The sequence below is a fragment of the Pseudarthrobacter cellobiosi genome, from assembly GCF_023913815.1.
Lineage (GTDB): Bacteria > Actinomycetota > Actinomycetes > Actinomycetales > Micrococcaceae > Arthrobacter > Arthrobacter cellobiosi.
In genome coordinates, this window is record NZ_JAMXBK010000027.1 from 104213 (window position 1) to 125912 (window position 21700).

At 58.7% G+C, this 21700-nt stretch carries 17 protein-coding genes; 8 read left to right on the forward strand and 9 right to left on the reverse strand.

Features of this window, described 5'->3' with window-relative positions; genetic code table 11:
* Positions 1-66: 66 nt before the first annotated feature.
* The 3 genes from NG701_RS16005 (at position 67) to NG701_RS16015 (ending at position 2494) form a co-directional block, all read left to right on the forward strand.
* A complete protein-coding gene (locus NG701_RS16005; RefSeq protein ID WP_252568781.1) occupies positions 67-687 on the forward strand; it encodes a branched-chain amino acid ABC transporter permease in 621 nt (206 codons plus the stop codon).
* A gap of 2 nt (positions 688-689) precedes the next feature.
* Entirely contained in the window at positions 690-1733 is a 1044-nt protein-coding gene (locus tag NG701_RS16010) for a branched-chain amino acid ABC transporter permease (protein WP_252568782.1), read from the forward strand.
* Between the two features lie 182 nt (positions 1734-1915).
* Entirely contained in the window at positions 1916-2494 is a 579-nt protein-coding gene (locus NG701_RS16015; RefSeq protein ID WP_252568783.1) for an adenylate kinase, read from the forward strand.
* A 636-nt stretch (positions 2495-3130) separates the two neighbouring features.
* On the opposite strand, the gene NG701_RS16020 is transcribed toward NG701_RS16015, so the two are convergent.
* The 4 genes from NG701_RS16020 to NG701_RS16035 all read right to left on the reverse strand — a co-directional run bounded on the left by NG701_RS16020 (position 3131) and on the right by NG701_RS16035 (position 6712).
* The gene (locus NG701_RS16020) at positions 3131-3436 is read right to left on the reverse strand and encodes a helix-turn-helix domain-containing protein (RefSeq protein WP_252568784.1); all 306 of its coding nucleotides are present in this window, start codon (positions 3434-3436) and stop codon (positions 3131-3133) included.
* Positions 3436-3789 (reverse strand): type II toxin-antitoxin system RelE/ParE family toxin, encoded by a 354-nt coding sequence (locus tag NG701_RS16025; protein ID WP_252568785.1) that lies wholly within the window; start codon positions 3787-3789, stop codon positions 3436-3438. The genes NG701_RS16020 and NG701_RS16025 overlap by 1 nt, the downstream gene beginning before the upstream one ends.
* A 148-nt stretch (positions 3790-3937) precedes the next feature.
* Positions 3938-4144: a hypothetical protein gene (locus NG701_RS16030; RefSeq protein ID WP_252568786.1), complete on the reverse strand. Its 207-nt coding sequence runs from the start codon at positions 4142-4144 to the stop codon at positions 3938-3940.
* Between the two features lie 141 nt (positions 4145-4285).
* On the reverse strand, positions 4286-6712 hold the full coding sequence (locus NG701_RS16035; RefSeq protein ID WP_252568787.1) for a DEAD/DEAH box helicase: 2427 nt from the start codon (positions 6710-6712) through the stop codon (positions 4286-4288).
* A 250-nt stretch (positions 6713-6962) separates the two neighbouring features.
* Between NG701_RS16035 and NG701_RS16040 the strand changes: the two genes are divergently transcribed.
* Both NG701_RS16040 and NG701_RS16045 read left to right on the forward strand, forming a co-directional pair.
* Positions 6963-7460: a hypothetical protein gene (locus NG701_RS16040; RefSeq protein WP_252568788.1), complete on the forward strand. Its 498-nt coding sequence runs from the start codon at positions 6963-6965 to the stop codon at positions 7458-7460.
* The gene (locus NG701_RS16045) at positions 7439-8161 is read left to right on the forward strand and encodes a nucleotidyl transferase AbiEii/AbiGii toxin family protein (RefSeq protein WP_252568789.1); all 723 of its coding nucleotides are present in this window, start codon (positions 7439-7441) and stop codon (positions 8159-8161) included. Before NG701_RS16040 ends, NG701_RS16045 begins: the two co-directional genes overlap by 22 nt.
* A gap of 1189 nt (positions 8162-9350) precedes the next feature.
* Here NG701_RS16045 and NG701_RS16050 read toward each other — a convergent pair.
* The 3 genes from NG701_RS16050 to NG701_RS16060 all read right to left on the reverse strand — a co-directional run bounded on the left by NG701_RS16050 (position 9351) and on the right by NG701_RS16060 (position 11837).
* The gene (locus NG701_RS16050; protein WP_252568790.1) at positions 9351-11000 is read right to left on the reverse strand and encodes a DUF6119 family protein; all 1650 of its coding nucleotides are present in this window, start codon (positions 10998-11000) and stop codon (positions 9351-9353) included.
* A gap of 75 nt (positions 11001-11075) precedes the next feature.
* Positions 11076-11321 carry a hypothetical protein gene (locus NG701_RS16055; RefSeq protein WP_252568791.1) on the reverse strand — a complete coding sequence of 82 codons (246 nt, stop codon included), beginning with the start codon at positions 11319-11321 and terminating at the stop codon, positions 11076-11078.
* Positions 11322-11390: 69 nt separating this feature from the next.
* The gene (locus tag NG701_RS16060) at positions 11391-11837 is read right to left on the reverse strand and encodes a hypothetical protein (protein ID WP_252568792.1); all 447 of its coding nucleotides are present in this window, start codon (positions 11835-11837) and stop codon (positions 11391-11393) included.
* A 570-nt stretch (positions 11838-12407) separates the two neighbouring features.
* Between NG701_RS16060 and NG701_RS21440 the strand changes: the two genes are divergently transcribed.
* From NG701_RS21440 to NG701_RS21090, 3 genes are read left to right on the forward strand one after another with little or no spacing between them, the layout of a single operon-like run.
* The gene (locus NG701_RS21440) at positions 12408-12932 is read left to right on the forward strand and encodes a sigma factor-like helix-turn-helix DNA-binding protein (protein WP_374208703.1); all 525 of its coding nucleotides are present in this window, start codon (positions 12408-12410) and stop codon (positions 12930-12932) included.
* A gap of 22 nt (positions 12933-12954) precedes the next feature.
* The gene (locus NG701_RS16070) at positions 12955-13722 is read left to right on the forward strand and encodes a glycosyltransferase family 32 protein (protein ID WP_252568793.1); all 768 of its coding nucleotides are present in this window, start codon (positions 12955-12957) and stop codon (positions 13720-13722) included.
* A 35-nt stretch (positions 13723-13757) separates the two neighbouring features.
* Entirely contained in the window at positions 13758-15926 is a 2169-nt protein-coding gene (locus NG701_RS21090; RefSeq protein WP_305884424.1) for a family 16 glycosylhydrolase, read from the forward strand.
* A 58-nt stretch (positions 15927-15984) separates the two neighbouring features.
* On the opposite strand, the gene NG701_RS16085 is transcribed toward NG701_RS21090, so the two are convergent.
* Together NG701_RS16085 and NG701_RS16090 are read right to left on the reverse strand one after the other, a co-directional pair.
* The gene (locus NG701_RS16085; RefSeq protein WP_252568794.1) at positions 15985-16350 is read right to left on the reverse strand and encodes a hypothetical protein; all 366 of its coding nucleotides are present in this window, start codon (positions 16348-16350) and stop codon (positions 15985-15987) included.
* A 636-nt stretch (positions 16351-16986) separates the two neighbouring features.
* On the reverse strand, positions 16987-21390 hold the full coding sequence (locus tag NG701_RS16090; RefSeq protein ID WP_252568795.1) for an NACHT domain-containing protein: 4404 nt from the start codon (positions 21388-21390) through the stop codon (positions 16987-16989).
* Positions 21391-21700 lie beyond the last annotated feature (310 nt).

A 21700-nucleotide genomic window follows, 5' to 3' on the forward strand; every position in this document is an offset into this window, starting at 1 on the left:
AACCCTGGTCAGTAAGGATTTCGACTCTCATTTCAGATTTCTTTTCGCTCAGTGAAAAGAAGATTGGTGATTGGGGTCACACCTGATCACTCGCTGTCCACGCTCCTAGTCACCTTTGGCCTCTCGATCATCATCCAGAACGGCCTGCTGGAGGCGTTTTCCGCCGACACGCGCTCCATTGACATGGGTGCGTTGAACACCGGATCGTTCAGGCTGAACGACTCGATATCGGTGTCATACATCGGCCTGTTGGCCCTGCTGCTCGCAGTGGGCGTCATAGTCAGCATCCAACTGTTCCTGAAGAGGAGCAGAACCGGGCGCATGATGCGGGCTGTCTCAGATGATGCCGAAGCAGCGTCGCTCGTCGGCGCCAACTCCCGACACCTCTACGCCGTCGCAACGGCTCTGGCCTTCGGCACCGTAGCCCTGGCCGGCATCATGTCCGGTGCACGGTCCTCGTTCGAACCCTCCATTGGGCCCGCCCAACTGATCCTCGCCTTCGAAGCCGTAGTTATCGGAGGTCTCGGGTCGCTGTGGGGAACCCTTCTCGGCGGCACCGTGCTGGGACTGGCACAAGCGTTTGCCGCCCACATCGATCCCTCCAGCACGCTGCTGGCCGGCCACCTGGTGTTCCTGGCCGTCCTGGCTTTCAGGCCCCAGGGCCTGATTCCACAGAGAGCCGTATAACCATGAAACCCCTCTCCCCCTCATTCCCGGCCATCGTCGTCCGGTCCGGACGTGACCACAAAACTTGGGCGGTTCTCCTCGCAGCCGCCGTCGTTACCCTGGTTGCCATGCCATACGTGGCCCACACAGGCACGACCAGTTCGTTCGTGATGTTCTTCGTGTTGCTGATCATGGCCAGCATGTGGAATCTCCTCGCCGGCTTCGGAGGCATGGTCTCGATCGGCCAGCAGGCCTACGTTGGCATCGGCGCCTACTCGGTGCTGGCATTCGCGAATATGGGCGTCCAGCCCTTTCTGGCCCTGCCACTCGCTGCACTGACCTGCGCGGTGTTCGCAATTCCAACTTCTTGGCTCGCGTTCCGGCTACGCGGCGACTACTTCGCTGTCGGCACCTGGGTGATCGCCGAGGTTTACCGGCTGATCGTCATCCGTTTCGCTGACCTGGGAGGCGCCAGCGGCAAGTCCTTGCCGGGGCTCAGGGGACTCGATCCGGTATTTCGGGGCGCCCTGGTCTACTGGGTGGCACTGGCCCTTGCGGTGTTGACCATCCTGGGCTACCTGCTGCTGCGCGGCCGTACCGGCCTGGCCCTGACAGCTGTCCGCGACGACGACGAAACAGCCGCCAAGGCCAACGGAGTGGATGTCACACGCTCCAAACGCCTCGTCTACTTGGTGTCCGCAGCAGGATGCGGCGCAGCCGGCGGACTACTGATCATCGACGCTCTAAGCGTCCAACCCGAAGCGATCTTCAGCGTCCAATGGTCCGCTTACATGATCTTCATCGTCATTGTGGGCGGAATCGGCTATCTGGAAGGGCCGCTGATCGGGGCGATCGTTTTCTTCGTGCTGCAACAACTGCTCGCCGGCTACGGCTCCTGGTACCTGATCATTCTCGGCCTTATCGGCGCCGCGGCCGCCATCTGGTTGCCTCACGGCATCTGGGGGAAAATCACCGAGAAGACAGGCGTTCAGCTCTTCCCCGTCACCTACCGGCTCAAACTAAGTGAACCGACGGTTCGGCCACCAGCAGAGTCCGTGCGGAAATAAACGCAGCTGATACGGCCGAACGGCAGGAACCTAACCCAGCCGGGGGCATCCGGACGAAATCCGCCTTCGTGGCGACCATACTCTGCGGCATCTACTCCCGATGGCGCTCGTCCCCGACATCCCACAGCGGCCGTGAATCCGATACGCAGCCCCAGCAAACATCACTACGAAAGGCTATTGCGATGACCAGAATATTGATTATCGGACCACCGGGTTCCGGCAAGGGTACGCAGGCGGAACGCATTTCGGAGCGCCTGGGCGTCGCTGCGATCTCCACCGGCGACATCTTCCGCGCAAACGTCAAGGGTGAGACGCCACTCTGCGTCGAAACCAAGAAGTACATGGACGCGGGCGACTTCGTTCCGGACAGGGCGACCAACAAGATGGTCCGTGACCGCCTCAGCGAAAGCGATGTCGAGGACGGCTTCCTGCTCGACGGCTACCCGCGCACTACGGCCCAAGTCGACTACCTGGACGAAATCCTGGCCGACGGAAATCAGAGGCTCGATGTCGTCGTGCAGCTGACCGCCGACGACGAGGAACTCGTGGCGCGCCTCCTGGGCCGTGCCAAGGAAACCGGCCGCAGCGACGACAACGAAGCCGTCATCCGCCACCGCCTCGACCTCTACCACGAGCAGACGGAAGCCGTGGTGGCCACATACGCCGTGCGCGGCATCCTGACCCGAGTTGACGGCATCGGCATCGTTGATGAGGTCACCGAGCGTGTCATTCTGGCAGGCCAGAGTTTCTGTCTTCCTTGACTGGCAGGCGGCGATGGCTCTAGACCGAGCGGGGTCCGTGCCTCGACTACAGCAGGTCCGCCCCGGGCAGCGGCAGAAATCACCATTGGCAACAGCCCTGAGCGAGTCATAAGGAGTCTTCCAGAACTCGCCACGCCACAATTTTCCGCGGGCTGAGTCATTCGGTCATGCAGTCACCTTGAAACTCCCCCATGAACAGTCGTGACATCAGAAATGGGTACATCCAAGGCAAAACCGCCCGCACGGAACCGACCGGTCATGCAGTTCCTGGCGCTTCCTGCCATGAACAAGTAACAAGCAACACCACTCGCAAGCAAGATAGCAGCACCCGGCCACAGCACCGGCCAAAAAAAGGCCCCCCGACGGGGCCCACAAGTGAACAATTTGTGCACACTCAGAGGTCCACAAGCCTCTGAACAGGGAAAACACGTGCCCGAGGTGGGACTCGAACTGCCTTCGCGCCCCTGCAAACACTGGACTCCCGCGGAAACATGCGGAATCCGGCCCAGTCCGCAACCAGTACGGCCCGATCCGAAGCCCAGGGTGTGCACATTGTGCACACCCCTTTTTCCCATCTTTTAGACCGCGCTGTACGGGCAAGACGGCTGCCGTCGCGGATCGCTCCGAGTCGCTTCGTCAGGCGATCTGGATTCGTTCGTCGCCTAGCTCTACCTCGACACGAAGCCGGCCGCCGAGCGCCTCGACGTATTTCCGCAAAGTATCGACCTGGGCACGATCAATGTCACCGTGCTCGATGCGGGACACCCTGTTCTGGCTGACATGCAGGCGCCCAGCTAGCTCGACCTGCGTCAGGTCAGAGGCCTCGCGGAGCTCCCGAAGCCGGTAGGCCCGGACCTCATCGACCATGCGCTTCTTGTGGGCGTTCACAGCTGCCCGGTCAACCGGACGCTTGGCCAGTAGTTCCTCCATGGACTTCGCCACTATGCCCCTCCTTTCAGAATCCTCAGATGATCATCGAACAGGTCATCAGCAACCGGAATGTTCTTCTTGTACCACTTGCTCCAGTTGCCCGTCTTGTCCCCTGCGACAAGCAAGATCGCCCGCCGCTCCGGATCAAAGGCAAACAGGATTCGCAGTTCCGACCGCCCGCTCGATCCCGGCCGCAACTCCTTCATGTTCTTATGCCGTGAACGAACCACTGTGTCGACCAAGGGACGACCAAGTTGAGGTCCGCGCTCGGCGAGAAGCTCTAATGCACCAACAATCTGCTCATACGAGTCTTGGTCAAGACCCAACAGCCACGGCTCAACTAGGCCCACGTCAACATTCCACATCGAGTCCATCATACAACTCAGGTGTTCTACAACTCAAGTGCTATATTGCGGGCCGCCACTTGTTGGACGTGCAGGAGGGACGAGCCGTCACACCCATGAGGGTTGTGGCCAGGCAAGGCGATGATGTCGTCGTATTCGAGGAGAGAACTCAGGCATCCTCAAGGCGCTTCAGCAGATCGGCGTCGTGGCGCATAACGAAGTCCAGGCCCGCGCTGATTTCTTGCTTGTGCCGGTGACGCTGGACGTCCGAACCGGCAACTTGACCAAGACGCGCCGACTTGGAGGTGTGCGCCTTGGCAGTAGGCTCACCCGGACGGCGGTCACCGTCTTCTGAAACACGCAGGTTCATGTCCATGTTCGATGATACTAAGAAAGCGGTATCAGTTAGTTCATTGGCGTGAGACGTATCCGGCTGCCCGAAGGTGACCTCTCGAGAATACGGTTCCGAAGTGTTGTGGCAACGCAGACACCGCCGCCTACGGTCCTGGGGACGATGTCATCTGCTTTTGAGCTTGCGCGGATCAGGGAACCCGAGCGAGACATAGCCTGGAGCCCGCTTGTTCAGGGATGCGGCCAGTACGGGTGTTGATTCGTCGTAGTAGTCGTGAACTGTCGCCACAGTTTTCCCCGGGTACGGCCGGATTACCCGGCCGACGTACTGGACCAATCTGCCTTTGAAGGACACAGGCGCTGCAAGGAACAGGGTATCCAGTTTGGGGCAGTCAAAGCCTTCTCCAATGTATGAGCCGGTGCCCAAGACCAACAGAGGCTGCCCATCATCGGTGGTGGCAAGAAGGTCGACGGCGGCCTGTCGTTCCTTGGCTTTCATCGCTCCAGTGAAAGCCACTGGCTTCAGACCAGCCGCCTCGAACCGGGACCTCAGGGACTCAAGATGGGCTTTCCACGTAGTCAGTACTAGGATTCGGGAGTTCTGTTCGTAAGCTTCAATGACGTCGTCGTAAATTTGCTGTAGGCGTTCCTCATTGGCGATCAAGTCCTTGTAGATGGCAGAGATCCCGCCCGGTTCGCTGGGGTCTGCGGCGCCGTCGTACGCGTATGAGGTCCGGTGCAGTTCCAAAGTCAGCGTCGGTTCGGCAATCTCGTGTGCGTGCGTTGGCAGCTGCTGCGGAACAGCTGGGGAAATCGTGTGTGAGATTTGGCCGAGCTGGTGGTAGATCAGCGAGTCCAACTTGTCCCGCCGGTACGGTGTGGCCGTCAGTCCCAGCCAGTACCGGGCCTGGATCTGGTTCATGACGTGGGTGAACGCCGCCGCCGGGACGTGGTGACATTCGTCCACGATGACAAAACCATAGCCGGCGGTCAGCTCGGCAACATTTTCCCGCCGTGCCAGCGTGGGCAAAAGCGCGACATCGACCCGACCCGTCGTCTTGGCACGGCCACCTCCGATTTGGCCGCACTTCTCGTCCAAGAACTCACCGATACGGCTCCGCCATTGCTCCGCCAAGGCTTTGCGATCAACCAGAATGAGCGTTGAGACGCCACGAAGTGCCATCGCAGCACACGCCATAACGGTCTTTCCGGTACCGGGCGGGGCCACCAGGACTCCGTGCTCGGCGGCAGTGGCGGCGTCCACGGCATCTTGTTGTTCCGCGCGCAGGCGGGCCGAGCACTCGAAGCTGTGGGCAATGCCGTCCGACCGTTGATCATCGATGCGCAGCGAGCTGCCACTCGATTCGACCAGTTGCTTCAAGAAGGGCAACAACCCACGCGGCAGGATGAGGTCGCCGTCAAGCGTTTCGTCGTAGTTGCGCAGGTATCGGGGAATATTCCAGGTGGATCGCCTCTGGCGTTGGCGTTCATAGAACTCAGGGTTCGGCATGGAAGCGGCATGCTTGACGGCTGAGATCATGGCTGGTCCAAGGTCTGCTGCCTTGATAGTAAGGCGTGATGCGAATGCGACTCGGACGATCAGAGCGGGGCGTGGAACGATCTTGGACGATAGCGGCAGTTCGAGCCGGCGAACCTCTTGTCCCAACTTGACGGCAGGCAGCCTTCGGACATGGGCATGAACTTCCCGCTCCGAAAGCCGATCCAGGCTGGACAGGTACGCCCATTGGTCTTCATATGGTTCGAGGGTCGTAGTGTCGAGGAACAACGTAGTGCCGTGCTGGCGGCGCTTGCCGTTCAGCGGCGCAGCAATCAGGTTACCCATGCCTTTGCCCGAATGAACGTCCTGGGCAGGAAAAAGCCTGTCATAGCTGGCCAGACTCATGCTGCCACGCAATGCCATCGCCTCGTGGATGAGACCGGTGCCAAGCTGGCGTGCTGCGGACGCCGGTATGGCTGCGCTGAAGAAGATCCACACATGGGCGCCACGTCCTGATTGGGATACTTCCAACGCTGCAGGAATTCCCCGAAAGCGAGCAGCCTTAACGTACGCCAACGCATCCAGCATTGCGGCGCCTCCGTCAAAGTCCGCCGCCACCCACCAACAGGTGTCCTGTTCAGTCAAGGGATAGAGGCCAATGTGCTGCACTCCGCGCAAATGATCCGCAACAACGAACGGAGTGAGCGGCAGGAAATTGGCGCCCGCGATGTTCGCGCCCTTGCGCCAACCACCGGCGACCGCAGGAACCCAGCCGGAGCGACCGTCCCGCGAGTTTTCCCACCGGACTGCGTAGACGTCCCTACGCGCCCTGAACAAGTCCTGGAACAGACGGACTTTCGCTTCCGGAGACGATTCCATGGTCACCGGACCATGGTGCAACACCGCAGGAATTACAGCCTGGGCCAGGTGTGCTGCCTTTGATTCCACTTCCGTGAGTTCCAAGAGTTTCCGCAGCCTGGCATTATCGAGGCGCAATTCGTCGAGCTCACGTCTCAGAGCCCAATCTGCCGCGTCGGAAAGGCCCGGCAATGCAGTTTGACCACCAGCTTTTGGTAACGCCGAATGGATCGCCAACTGCGCACGTCCCCAACCCGCGGCAAGTCATGTAGCCGCGGCGCCAACCTGCCATCCGGCCGGATACGGCCGATGCACGACCCGATCCGAAGCCCAGGGGTGTCCACACTGTGCACAGCCGGCTTGGCGTCTCTTGGCAACTCCGAAAAAGCCGCCTCGTCCGGTGTTATGACACTGCCGTTTCGGGGTGTCATGACACCACGTAGACTTGGCTGTGAAGGTCAAACCCTCTGATAGTCAGGAGCGCGCCATGTCGGCAGGGACGCCACGGCACACCATCCGCGTCAGTGATGACCTGTGGAACGAAGCCCACCGCAAAGCAGCTTGGGAAGGTACGTCCGTGTCCGAACTCATCCGCACCCGGCTCCGCGACTATGTCTTGACCCCGGTGGAGCACCGCCACACCATCGCGGACTCCCTCGGGTACGTGGTCCCGGACGCTTTCGAAGACCTTCAAGGCCCCGCCACCGGGTCCGTGGAACTCCCGCTCCACCTGGACTGGGGACCAGAAAGAACCTACAACGTGGACGATGACGGCAGCTGCTCAGTTTTGTACCAACTCACCCTTCAAAATTCTGGCTCCATCGAGGAAATCTGCCGCATCATCCAAGCGGAACGGCTGACCGCCCTCTGGCCGACAATGATCCTGCCCGCACGGTGCAGGCAGCTCTGGGAAACATCCTTCCCCGAACTCCCCGCCTACCACGAAGCGAAAGAGCACCCCTCGTGGACCACTCTCAGCGCGTAGCAGCAAAGCTCGCCCTATCTGTCCTGGCAGCTGATGGCTTCATCCTCGCCGGCGGCCAAGCCCTGATTGAACACGGCATCACCCAGCGCCCCTCGGAGGACATCGACCTCTTCGCACTGCACCGCCGCCACACACCGGTAAGCTTCGCCGCATCGGTACAGAAGATGACAGACGCGCTCCAAGACTCCGGATACACGGTCGAGATCACCCGACAGTACGACGAGTTCGCCAGCGTCACCGTAGGACATGACGAGGAAGCCGTCGTCATCGATCTTGGCCTGGACTGGTGGGAGAACTCTCCCGCCATCATCGATATCGGACCGATACTCTCCCTGAAGGACTCGGTAGCATCCAAGCTGCTCGCCGTCTACGGCCGGGGGTACGCCCGCGACTACCTCGACGCCTACTCCATCATCTCTAGCCGACGCTTCACGCGCCAGGAGCTCATCAGGCTCTGCCAACGTCGAGACCCGAGCCTGGACCTGCCAATGTTCGCGGCATCCATCGCCAGGCACCGGGCCCTCCCAACAACAGAATTCACCAAATACGGCCTGCCGGCCCGTGAACTCCCCACGCTCAGTTCCACGCTCCTAAGCTTCGCCGAGACGATTCACAAAGTCACCCAAAACCCCAGCGCAGCCCATAACGCCGCCGGCCTCTCCGGGCCGGGAAACGCAGGACCCGGCCCGGAACTGCTCTAGCCATGGCCGATTCCTGCTGCCAGCGCGCAGATGAACCCGGGTGATTCTTTAGACTGATCCATGCCTGACCTTTCAGGTTTGACGACGCACCCGGAGGGTGGCTGACCGGCGACTCCGTCTTCGGAGTCAAGGACTCCCTGATAAAACGCTTCGAACCCAGCCCGCCGGCACCCCCGCGCCGGACGGCCGCGATCTGGGCGACCAAGGGTGTGCACATTGTGCACATCCTGATAGGGCTCAGCAGCCACGCGCGGACACTGTCCACAACCACTTTGGACGGACATTCGGCCCCAAGCCCTCCCCTCGCGCCGACAGAAAGACGCGAACCGAAGAAGAAAAATCCTCAAGAAAATTGCCTCAAGTCATGTCCTCACCACAACGCCGGGACATGAGTAGGTGAAGGCCAACTGCGGCCACTAAGAAGTTAGAAAGGAAACCCAATCACCCCAGATCCCCAGCAGGCAGAGGGCCCACTCGCCAAGGCCCTGAACCCGCCACCAACACAACTTCACAGGCCACCGCGGCGCCAGGCACAGCCCGCGGCCAGAGTCAGAGGGACCCGCGGAGGGTCATTGTGCACACGTTAAGGCAAAACCCCCTCTGACGAGGGAAAACACGTGCCCGAGGTGGGACTCGAACCGGGTTCCGGCCCTTGAATTTCCGCCTCTCCCCCGAAATCCTCCACAATCCGGCCCAGTCCGCCACCAGTACGACCCGATCCGAAGCCCAGGGTGTGCACATTGTGCACACCCTCTTTTTGTCCACTTCGGCGACCCCAACCGGGGCTGCTAAGACGGCCGTCCGGGCAGGGCGCGATTTCGCTCGAATATGGTGAGTAGGTCTCTGGAACCGAACAGGCCCCGAATAAGCACCGCACTACCCGGACGGGCTTGTTGCTGGAATCGACGAACTTCATGAGGGCGGTTCCTCCTCTCCGAACATCTCATGGAGAAACGAACAGCGACCTGCATGACCAACCGACAGGCGGGCCTCCAGGAATGAGCACGGACCACCAAAACGCAGTCGAGCCGACCGCAACGGGCGCCTCTTCCCGGCCAAGAGGTGCCCGACTGACTGGCGGCGGACAACTCATAGTGGACGTTACGTAAAGCTGAAGTGCTTCGATGGCATAATCTGCAGAATCTGATCCCGCCTGCAGACCTCTCAAATTGTCAGTCTCTTGGGCGGGTCAGTCCGATGCATTGACCCTGGATACCGAAACGCTGAAGCCCAGGTTTAGCAGCTGCTGTCCGTTCTGCATGAGATTCAGTTTGCTGAAGAACGGCAGCCAATCAGTCCCAGACCGCTTTGAGTTCGCTATCACCACATAGGAAACAGAATACTTCGAGCGGTCAACGGGTCGACCCTCTTCCGGGATCAAATCAAGCCACCGCGCTCTATGTGGCTCTTCTGTCTCGTTTGCAATAATGCTTCGAATTTCATCACGGAAGCTGCCGTCTGCTACGAATGTTGTGGCCGAAACTGTACCTTGAGCGAACAGGTGGCTCAGTGTCGACGAGCGCGACTTTCTCTTGACATGGATAAACTCGCCGCTGGACGCCAACACATCGCATACCTCGATGCCGCTTGTCGCACCGCCCGGTCTTTTGATTTTCGCATCCAAAAGCAGAAGATCGCCGGGCACCGTGGCGGCCAATCGTGAGTTGTAATCGGCTTCAACCTCACCGGTCTGCGAGGCGATGAGGGATGTAGTGGAAGGTGCCAGTGAGGTCGCAAACTGGTCGACCTTGGCGACCAGAGAATCACTGACTACGAACCAGCGACCTTCAATCAGAACGTGCAATTTTGAATGTAATCGTTGCTCAGTAACTAGACATTGGTACAAGTTCCATCGTGCGTCAAAATCGTTTGAACGACTGAATCGCACGGAAACTGATCTGGTCTTCAAGCGATCGATGGTGATTTCAGAACACTTGTCCCCGAGCCGGTTCAGATAGTCATCCAGGTCGAGATCGTCATATTCCTCGGCCCGGGTCCCACCTATCTTGAAGACATCGATGTCTTCCCAGGCGACGGCTTCCGGCAATGCCATATGCGTGTTGGATGTATCTCCGGCGATGAGCTGCTGTTCCAGCAGTTCGTTTAACTGAGTCGTAGTTGTCCCATCGCTCACTAATGCTAGGTGGTCGATCCACTCGAAGTCGGCTTTGTAGGAGTCCTCGCCAAAGGCCACGAGGAGTTCGCCGCAAAGCTTTGGTAGATCCGCCGGGGCAATTTCCAAGTTCACGACGAGTGCATCGGATCCCGACAGTCTTTTGGCAAACGACCTGTCTCTTGGCTCACCGGTTACAGCTCGAAGCATGTCCCTCGAAACGTCGACGCCGAAGGTTGGAAGCTCTGAGCTCTTGCTGGCTTGCGTATTCTTGGTCACCACCATGTCTTCGAACGTTTTGGTATCGAGACTACGTATATGCCGCGGATCGATGCGGTTAAGAGCGACTTTCAAGCCAAACTGATGTTCGACTTTAGATAGATCAAGGAAGCTTCTTCCGTATCCGAAAGTGAGGCCGAAGAATCGCTGATCCACTTTCAAAACAAGCAGACCTGATGCCGAAGATGTTGTCAAAGACAGCTGAGGACCGGCGAGGAGCGGCTGCACAAAAGCCACCCAGGCTGGGCGTGAGGATGGGCGCGAGGAGTGGAAGAACGTGCCCTCGATGCCGGACGAAGTATCAACGGATACAGCCGTTGGATTCTTATCAAAAGCGATTGCTTCCTCTGCAGCAGAGACGTCTTTTAATAAATAGATGGTGAGTCGGTTAGATCCCACAATTTCCCCAATCACAATTTTCCGATAGCGTAGCATTTCGAATGCCACCGCGCGGCCCCGGAATAGCTCTGAGGTCCTCCATTGCCCCTTCGACTTCTGTCCCAGTCCAGGCAACACCGCCCGTTAGCCCGTCTTCAGCTTGCTGAGAAGAGCAGCACGCACTGCGGGATTGTCCTGCCATTGGTTGAGCGATCCCGCCATCGCGTCCCCTATGCGCTCCATTGCGTCCCGGGCCGTAAGCATGTGCACTCCGTGGGCCGAAATGCTGCAGGACCCCACGGACGTGCTGCGCCCGTGGATCATGACCATGGGAATCACTTCCACCTCGGGCCCGAGCAGGGACCGGTACCCGAAGGCGGCGGCGTGCATCCAGTTCGCCTTGCCGCGCCCGTACCCGTCAGAGCGTACAATCAGATCCTTCTCCCCGACCGGGCGCCATTAGTACTGGCCCCAGCGATAGAGCTTGGAGTCCAGCAGGTAAACAACGTTCCCGAAAGCAATCGCATGGTCCACATCAGCGTCCTGGCGTACCGGGAACTGCAGCCCGTGGAATACGGAGGTTCCCGGGATTCGCAGCAGAAGTTCCAGCAGAAGCGCTGTACTTCCCTCGCCCCTCGCCCCCGCCTCAACCCTGCCCCGACCGAACTTTCCCGCCGCGGCCAGAACACCGCCCGGGGTACCAAAGATCCGGCCACGGTTGGCCTCCCGCCTCGCATCTTCCCGCGCCTCCCGCACGGCACCGGACCAAGCGACGAAGATCGCGTAGATCAGTGCCACTCCCACCAAGAGGACACCCAGAGTCACCGGCGCCATCTGGTACAAGCTCACGTGAACAAGGACGGCGATCCAGTAAATCACCGGCATGGCCACCACGACAGCAACCACGACCTACACGATCAGTACCACGGACCTACGAGCGGCCCGCCGCGTCGCAGCACGGTACTGCGGCGTCGGCTCTGGGCGTACCCTGCCGTGTGCCCGGTACCAACGCCAAACCTCGGGCCGGATGCCATACTGCCGCAGTACCTGCACGCCCTGGACTATTCTGTCCCCCAATATTTCTCGTCCACCCAGTTGTCCGGCGAGTCTAGTGCTGCATGATCGGAACTAACAGCCGTTCCGAGCCTGGCGCAAGGCTTGACCGACATTGCGGCCTCACGTATTTACCCTGCTCGGCATACCGCCTGGCGCCGGAGTCGCCCAAGGGCAGGATCCCGGCGGATGCGACTCCTGTCGAGCGGATAGCCAGGAAACTGAAAACGAAGAAGGACCGGGCGGTCTACGCCAGGCGCAATGCCATCGTGGAACCGGTCTTCCGACAGATCAACAGCCGGCACGGCAGCCATGTCCTGTTACGCGGACTCCAAAAAGCATTCGGGCGTGGAAGCTGATGGCCGCTTCCACAACCTGCTCAAACTCTTCAACTACCGCGCCGCCTAAACACAGCCAGGGACCGTGCCCCGGGACGAAGCTGCAGCCCATGAACCCCACCCGCAGGGATACTCCAGAATTCCCGCGGCGAAAACACCCAGGTCCGACCCTTCCAGGAAGAAGGCCCGGCCTCCGGGAAACGACGGCTCACACCCGCGGAGACGTCGACATGGCATTGCACCACGCCCGGTTGGCCTGGACGAGCGGCAGATCATAGAAGCAGTCAGGCTCTATGAGCAGGGAGATTCACTGGCGACGATCGGCAAGCGGATGGGCGTGACTGCACATACCGTGCGGTCGCGGCTAGTTGAGGCGGGCGTGAGGATGCGGAGTTCCTACGAGCAATCTGCTGTCAAAGCAAAATTTCAGGAAGAGGGACGCGAGCTAATCGCCATTGGATGTCCTACTGATCGAGTACGCGCCAGTCAAGCGCAACTCGTCATCCAACCGCTGGAATTGACTGGAATCGCACAAGCTTCCATACTCATGCATAAATATGAACTCAGTCCCAAAACGACTAAGTCTCAGTCCATCCAAAGTCGCGGATGATCACGACGTAAGATCCGCGTTCATGGAATGGTTGATCCAAGAAGCTTCAGAAGTCGTTGACGCCGTCGATTTTACTACGCCGCCTCGCATACTTATTCAGTTCTGGGATAATGCAACTTCTGTGCCCGCAGATGTCCAGAAGTGCCTCGACAGCTGGGTGCCTCTGGAGAAGACGGGATTCGAACGCCTTCTGTTCGATGACACCGCAGCCGAACAGTTCATCATGGAAAACTTCAGCCGGCGACATTCTCGTGCGTTCAAGCGCTGTCACCATCCGGCAATGCGTGCCGACTTTTTCCGCCTGTGTTTTGTCTTGAAAAATGGCGGGCTCTATGTCGACGCCGATGACGCCTACCAGGCATATGACATTGACAAGCTACTGATGGACGGCCGGCTCAAACTGCAGCCGCTTTGTTATGACATCGCTTCAGACTCAATGGTTGATCCGGTACGCTCAGCTGGGATTCCTGCAGAAGGTGGGCGCATCTTCTATGTCAACAATAATCCTCTCCTCGCACCTCCAAGCCATCCGATTATTGCCATGGCCCTGGAACAAGCAACAAACTCACTGCTCTCCGCAGACGAGGACAGTCGGGACATCCAAACGTTGACCGGTCCCGGCAATCTCACGTCCTGTCTCGTTGCTCATGCCGTCGAACTAGCTCAAGCAGGCAAGGCCTGGGACTTCGAGCTGCTCACGGACTGGGATTCTGTAGCAATTAGTACGTGGCCGCTCTCGTATCGCTCGGACGACCGTAACTGGCGACGATGGGTACGTAGCGATGGGTAGTAAGTATCCAAACGAATTAATGGGGGACCTGTCCGATGAATATGCTGACCTTCGCTGATTTCAAGGAGCGCTTCGCACATAGACTGCGCGTTCGCACGCGTGTCCTGGATCTTCGCCAACGCGCACGCGTCTTTTCCAGCGGCGATGAATCTGACTCGCTGCAGCGCATCTACGTCATAAACCTTGATCGTAAGCCCGACCGTTGGAGCCGCCTTCGGCGCGAACTTGACCGGTTTCGAGATCGTCATGGAGAACGGCTATCGTTTATCGTCAGAAGATTTTCGGCCATCGACGCCAGATACCTGAAATCGGAGCGTGACAACGCAACGCTAATTCCTTCGTTCACACTTGCTGATCAATTGACCGTCGACCCTAATCCACTGCTTGTCGTTGACGACCAGACACGCGCACGCAAGATCAAGATGACCAGGCAAGAGATTGCTGTCGCGCTTTCGCATATCGAAGTATGGAAGCTGATCGCCGACGGGGACGTCCCTAGTGCGTTGGTGCTTGAGGATGATGTCGTCATGCCATACGGTTTTGTGCGCAATCTCGAAGAGACCTGGTCTGCGGTTGAATTCAGCTCAGAGGGTGTAGCAAATTTCGATCTACTGTATCTCGCTTACAGAGATGTTGGTGCCTTCGTATCGCCACAAGATCAGGCCCTAATGCGGCGAAAAGACCCAGGTCTCTGGGAAGCGTCGGGGTACGTCGTAACGCGTGAAGGAGCCCGGAAGTTACTCAGCAGACTTCCTATGCACGGCCCTGTTGATCTGTGGCTGAATTTACAGTTCAGCGATCTGAGAGTGTTCACCGCCGCCCGACCTATCATCGAGCAGCGCCTCGACGAGCCGTCAACCAATTCGTATTCAGTACTTCCAGTGCTCTCACAGGTCGGCGTGATCACACGAGAAAAACCACTTGTGACAACAGCAAAGAAGCTACGCGGCCCAGTTATTGCACTCGGAGATTCAGGCACAGGACTGACGGCACTAGCGAAAGCACTGTCTATGAGCGGCTACACCTGCTGCAGCGACCTTGAGACGCTGCCAGCCTTAGAGCAGAAGCGACTACTTACCGGGCGTCGCGGCACACTCTTCAATGCCTACGTCAACATCGGCACCATCGACAGCCAAGTCGCCGCCATCATCGCCAAATCTAATCCCGATGCCCTATTCATCCTCACTTCACCTAGCGTGGAGTCGCCAGACATCCACCCCGACCGAGTTCTAAAGTTCGATGATGCTGCCCGTGACAAATGGGCTGTTTTGAGTGACTTCATAGGAACCGCCTACCCGTCATTTCCGTACCCCAACGACCCAGACCTCGGTCAACGCCCGGAGATAGATCGGATACCACTCGCCGATTCTCGTACATCCACGAATCACAAGTTCGACAAGTCTCCCTGGACACTCTCACCAACGCGCGAAGATTGGAACGGGTTTTCTCTTGTGAGTCTCTCAAGCCATCCTGCTGCTGTCACTGGCGTCAATTGGGCAGCCGGCGAAACTCTCACGTCTCCGATCTGGAAATTAAGAGACGACACCTTTCCTAGCAACCTATCCTTATTCAGCCCAGATAACTTCAACGAAACACGCGACGGAAGCGCCCTCCTTACATTCCAGGAAGAGACGACTCCAGTCCGGGAGTTTACTTCGGCAGCGATTGCAAGCGGCGGATCCTATCTGTATGGCAGATTCTCTGCGACGCTCCGTCCATCGAACGTACCCGGGCTGATCACTGGCATCTTCCTCCATAGGAATGGCCCACGCCAAGAGATCGACATCGAGTTCCTGGGCAAAGACACAACGAAGATGCTCATAAACGTCTACTACAACCCCGGACCCGAGGGGACCAAGCTAGAGTACGGCTACCGCGGCACTCCGACTCAAATCGACCTCGGTTTTGACGCAGCCGCAGACTTCCATACCTACGAGATCGACTGGCAACCCAACGTCATTCGCTGGAAAGTCGACGGAGTTGTCGTCCATGAGCGAACGCTCTGGAACCCCACGCCCATCCCAGACCAGCCGCTCGAATTCAATATAAACTTGTGGCACTCACGATCTATCGAGTTCGCAGGTCGCCTAGAAGCGGCAAATATCCCGACAACAACCGAACTTAGGTCATTTGAGGTCCGTACTTACACCCTGGATATTCCAGATTTCCACACAGTCAAGACCGAGACAGTTCTTCAGCGCTAGCTTGTATTCCCTAGAGCAGGTGTCCACACTATGCATTCAAACTCCCAACAAACCGGAACTATGCTGACCGCATCTCTTGAAGTTGCTTCCACTCAACTTCCAACTCCTCGAGCTTGGGCCTGATAGACAGGGTTTCTAGTGGCTGCGAGTGCCCGGCCATAATTCGACAAGCCTTCTCGTAGATCGGGACAATTATCTTTTTTGCCTCGTCGAGTTTCTTACCGTCAATTGAGTGAAGCTTGGTCAACATGACATTTGGCTGATACCGCTGTACGACTTGCTGCAAAAGTTCCTGCTCCACGACGACCTCACACCACGATCGAACAAGGCTGTATCCCTTCTCAACAAGTGCTTCTCGTGTCTCCCCTTCAGCCGCCTTTGCCGACTGAAGTATGGCGTTCACCTTGCCAGTCATCTTCTTCACAGTGTCCCACCGCGGATGTGTTCCCGAGCTGACAATCCCCTTCAGTGGACCATCGTCTTGGATCGAGAAGTAGCTGCAATGCGTCGGGTTCTTCTCGAACCGGGACTGACAACAGCTCAGTGGCAAACCAGATGTTGTGCGTAAAGACTACGACCTGACAATCCTCGGCAAGTGCAGCAATCCTCGATGACACTTCACCGATTCGGCGTACAGCTGGAGCGCAACGTCAGGACTTTTGGGACGGCCGATGGAACCATCGTGGTATCGATGAAAAACCACCTGGCCTCGGAACTTCCTTGGCACTAAAAAGATTTCTTGAGACGCATAAGACGCAGTTGCCCAAGTAGTATTAAAGGCCGTCCGTCAGCGTCGGCGCGCACTTTCATCCACGTCAATCGCAGGGTCAATATGAACCGTCCCGGGTCTTCTGTGAGAAAGATAGCGATTATGCCGTAGCAGTTCCCGCCCCAAGTCCGTGACCGTGCTGTGCGCATGACCTTTGATCGGTTGTCCGAATACCCGTCTGTTTATGCTGCCTGCAAGACACTGGCGCCGAAGCTCGGGGCCGGGAAGAAGCGCGCGCCGTAAGTGATTACGTAACGCCGCTCACGTCCGCTCGAGATACATGGGCTCAAGTCACCGCTCGCCGTTCAATGCTTCGGTCAATCCGTAGGCGTCGATCTCTGACAGACGATCAACAACATCGAGGCATCGCTCTCGCCGTCCTGCATCACCCTGACGATACACGCGCAAGATGCTCACGACGATGGGTTTCGCAAGCACGCTACGGGCGGTGCGGATGTTGCCAACTTCCGCTCCTGCAATCTCGAGGGCGCGCTCGCAGGCTCGGAGGGCAAGTTCAGGATCGATCGACTCAACCGACTCAAGCTCCCTGATCAATTCGTCGAAGTGCTCTTCAAACGCCTCGCTTGTCAGGAAGCCCTGAACGAGCCTCCCTATCGTCGCCGAACTCTGAGTCGACAGATACCTCATGCTGCTCGACGCTTGCTCTCGCACCTCGTCATCGGCGTCGCCAAAAAGCGCAACCAAAAGATCGGCCGACTCCGCTGGATTAGAGGCGAACGACTCGGCGGCACCTCGACGAGCCTCAACCGACAGCCCATCGGGCTCTTGGGGTACGGCGGCGGGTAACGAGTCGCGGTACGACAGCAACGCCCAAAGGTGGCCAGCCCGCAACGCGACAGGTTCAGGTCCTCCCAAGCCTCGCGCGAGGAACGGCCCGAAGCGGTCTGGCTCTCGAACCAGAAGGTACGACATGAGTCGCTCAACACCTCGGGTGTCGTAGAGCTCGACGTCCGCATCCAGCAGCGCTTCGCCTAGGTCATATGCGTGCTCTGGCTCGTGATTCATCAGCGCGAGCACCGCCTCCGCCGCCTGGGCACGGACACCCAGGTTGGAATCAGCAGCGAGTGCTTCTACTACCGGCCTGAGCACTCCGAGGTGGTTGGCTGACTCGAAAAGCACTGCTGCCGTAGTGTGGGCGACCTGGCCCCTTGTGCTGTTCAGGCCAGCCATATCTATGTCGCCACCGTAGTAGTTGTCGCCAGAGTTCGCCTCAGTCCTTGCCCATTCGCGGTCAGGGTCAGGGTCGTCGGCGTACTTGGCAACGAGCTTCGCCATACGCTCAGAAACCGGCTTTTCCTGTTGAGCAGCCGTGCATATTGCCTGGCCAACTTCCGAAGTGTACGTGCGTTGTGCGTGCTCGCAGAGATCAGCCAGGAGTCCACCTTCGAGCTTGGGCGCAACGGCCCGTATCACCGCGTCCATAGCCAAGGGGTTCACATCAGCATCAAACCCGAGGGCGAGCTTGGCGAACCGCTGAGGTGCTTGCTCAGCTTGGCGTCCCAGCGTCTGCGCAAGCTCGTGTGCGCCACCGACCGGTTGGTCGCCGCGCCAGTCGATTTTGTCTGAGGTGTATTTCTGTAGCGCGCCCATCCATTCCTTGTCTGACATCATCTGAGCGGCAGTGTCTGGGATTGGCGAGCCGACAGAACCCCCCGTTACACCGCTCGGGGCGACTGACGGCTGGATCGTGGGGAACCGGCGCTGGAGTTCCATAAGGCCGTGGCGGCCGGCGTCGGAAAGCCGGGAGGGTTCGAGGGCGGAGAGCAGGCGCAATCGAGTAGCCCCCACGTACCGCGGCTTCTCGAAGTCGGGCGCGTGCTCGAGGATGAGAGACTCTAGGCGGTGGAACAGTTCTTTGTTGCACCCGCCGGACCAGCGTTCGATTAGTGAACGACTGGCCCAACTGGGGTTATCCATGTAACCGAGTTCGAGATTTCGAGCATCGCCAACAAGCCAAGCAATCGCGGCGTCGGCAGGTCCCCGCTTCGTCAATGCGATGCATGCGAGGAAGTGCAGCTCCTCGCTTTCGAACCCGCTCAACCGTGCGACGTAATCGTCGCAGAGACCTGGCGCTGTCTCCGCCAGCTCGGTGAGGGCCTTCCCGATTCCGTCAAAGATCTTGTCGGCGACGGTGTACGCAGAGCCGCGACTCCGGAAGACCCAGCGACGGCCAACCGGGAGGCGACCTTCGACTTGCTGCTGGTTCGCTTGTCCCACGACTTCCACGAAGTTCAAGACGTTGGTGAGATATTCTTTGGGAGCCTTTGCAGCGACTTGCGAGATGATCTCATCGCTAACCGAGTGATTCGGTAGTTGGCCGGTGTCGAAGGGGTCGTTCGATGCCTCAGCCTGTGCGCGGGCGAGGCCATGATTCAGGTATGCGCCTATGAGTCGGGCAGCAGCTGAGGAGTCATCTTGCGCGAGTCCGAAGACGATGGACCAGAAGTCGCTATTCACGGCGATTGGGCCACGTGCGTCGTCGAGATCGCCTCGCTCCAGCAGTTCGATTGCAAAGTCAGTCAATTCGGGGTTCAACGACCACTCGATCATGGATTTGAGCCGCAGCCGCCAGTCATCATTCGCACCCACGTAGGGCCGGACAAGTTCAACTACACGTCGGGGGTGATCGCGGGCGATAAAGCGAAGATGGTTGAAGGCTCTGTCAGTCTTCGCTGGATCGGTGAGCCATTCAGACCATTTCCCCAGAGCGTCTACGGCGGCGAACCATGACGGCTGACCCAAAATGCCGAGAACTCTCCACGCGATATTGCTGTTGCTCCACGCGATCTCGTCTACAGCCAGCCAGTCGTCTGCAGTGCCTTCGACCTGCCCAAGGACGTCAACGACGACCTCCTTGAGGTGAGAGCGGACGTTGGCGGATGCGAGCAATTGCTTAACGGCATCACGGAATTTTCTTGGGTCGGTCGCGGCCAGGTGCTCCAGTACCTGCCTTACCTGCGCTCGTCGAAACAGATGCTGCCCAGATTCAATAACGAAATCGAGGAGGCTCTTGTCGGCTGCGACAAACGTTCTCGCGAATAGATAGTCGAAGTAAGACTCGTGGAAGAACGATAGGGTGTTCTGATCGTTTACGGCAAGAACATCAGCGGATTCGAGTGCGTGAACCTCGTCGCGAGGGAAGGAGTCAAGGATGGGGGCAGGCGCCGACAGCTGCTCATTCGAGTTCATATGGTCAACGAGAGTGCTCATGATTGCCGCCCATTGCAGGTGACCGACGGTCAGTTCGATCGACTGGCGAACCTCGTCGGTGTAGCGGTCGTACAACCGTTGCAGGCTTGGGTATACCTCTTGCCGGGCAGCTTCTGACAACCGTAGGAAGATACTGAGATGCAGCGGAGTTCGGAGTAGCTCTATCGTCACATCCGATGCGGGGAGCGGGATGCCGCACTCCGTCAGTTTTCCTTTCACGTCATCGGCATTTAGTTTGTCGACTTGAATGCGGTCGGCCGTCGTGGCGTCGCGGAACCGCGTGAAGCGCGGATCGGATTCGAGATCAACGGTGCGCACGACGAGTAGTACTTTGATATTGGGCGTCGACGCAACTTCGTCCAGCACTTCAGCGATGGCGTCATAAACTTCTGTGATCCGTCCGCTGTACGTTCCCACGGCGTCGAGCTGGTCAATTATTAGGAGGCCCGGGCTTCCGTCGGCGACGCCTGCTAAGACGACACCTGGGGAGTTGTCCCCTAGGCCGAGCTGGTCGCCAAGTTTAGTGGATGTCGCTGCTGATGGCTTGACCACGCTCATGTTGGCGGCAGCCACCCACCAACCAGCTGCTTGCAGCTCAGCAGCGATCGCTGTAGCGATCGTTGATTTGCCGTAACCCGCGCTTCCGTCGAGTACGACTAGCTGCTTTCCGTCTTTGTCGGTGAGGCGGCCTCGGAGTTGATCGAGGAACCTCGATTGCACGAGACCAATGCTCGGTCGGTTGGTGTTCACGTGGCGGGCATGGCGCTCAACCGTCTTGCGCAGCTTGTTGATTGATGAGGCATCCCCCGCCAAATGGCGGCGGCGGAGCCCTTTCGATTCGAGGTGCGCCCAGATTTGGGGGCCCCTGAGCTGCTCGTGCATGTGATCATCACAGAAGTTTCGGACTTCGCCGAGAACGACCTCGGGGTCGTCTGATAACAGCAACCGGAACTCTGCGGCCACAAGCTGTCGCAGGTTCTCGAAGGGGTGCGGTTCGACATGGATGGACTGCAGAACGACATATGCCTGATCTGGCGCGACCCCCCAAATCTTGGCGAGCTTCAAGAACTCGGCGTCATCAGCGCGGCTTAGCGACCCCTCGAACTCAGCTAAATCATCACAGTCACGGCTGCGCCGCGCCAAAGTGTCGAAGGGCATTGCTTCGGTCGAGACGATGAGCTTGAACTGACGGCCTGATTTGACCTGCGCGAGCGCGGCGCTCAGGACACCCTCACCCTTGAGCTTATTTATCGTCCAGTTTCCTGCGCGGAGCTTCACCTGCTCGCCCCATGTCACGCCCGCACGATCGACTTCAAATTCGATGCCCTCGCCGCCAACGCCGGGAGGCTCCAGCCGCAGCCGGCTCGCACCGCCCGTAAGGAGCTCGGCTACTACCCGCGCCGTCCACCAATGCTCATACTGGTTGCCTGCCTTATCGGCAGCTCCCCCCGGAAGCTCGGTCACAATCCCACCTCGAACGTGAGGAAATGCCATAGAAGCCGCCCGGCGGGGCGGGAACAGGGGCTTGCTGCCGTATAGAACAAGGACTTCCCCATGTAATGACCTCCCGTAAGCCCGACGTGTACTGAGCGCCACTCCAATCGTATGTACCGAGCCTGGTTAGACCTGGGAGCACCGCGCTAATGACGATATGAAGCGCCGGAGGTGCGGACTCGACCTGACTCCGTTCACGCTCAGCAACGATACGATACATACACAGAAGACGCATCTTGCGATGCTCATCGCGTTCATCTACGGGGCGACTACATCTGCC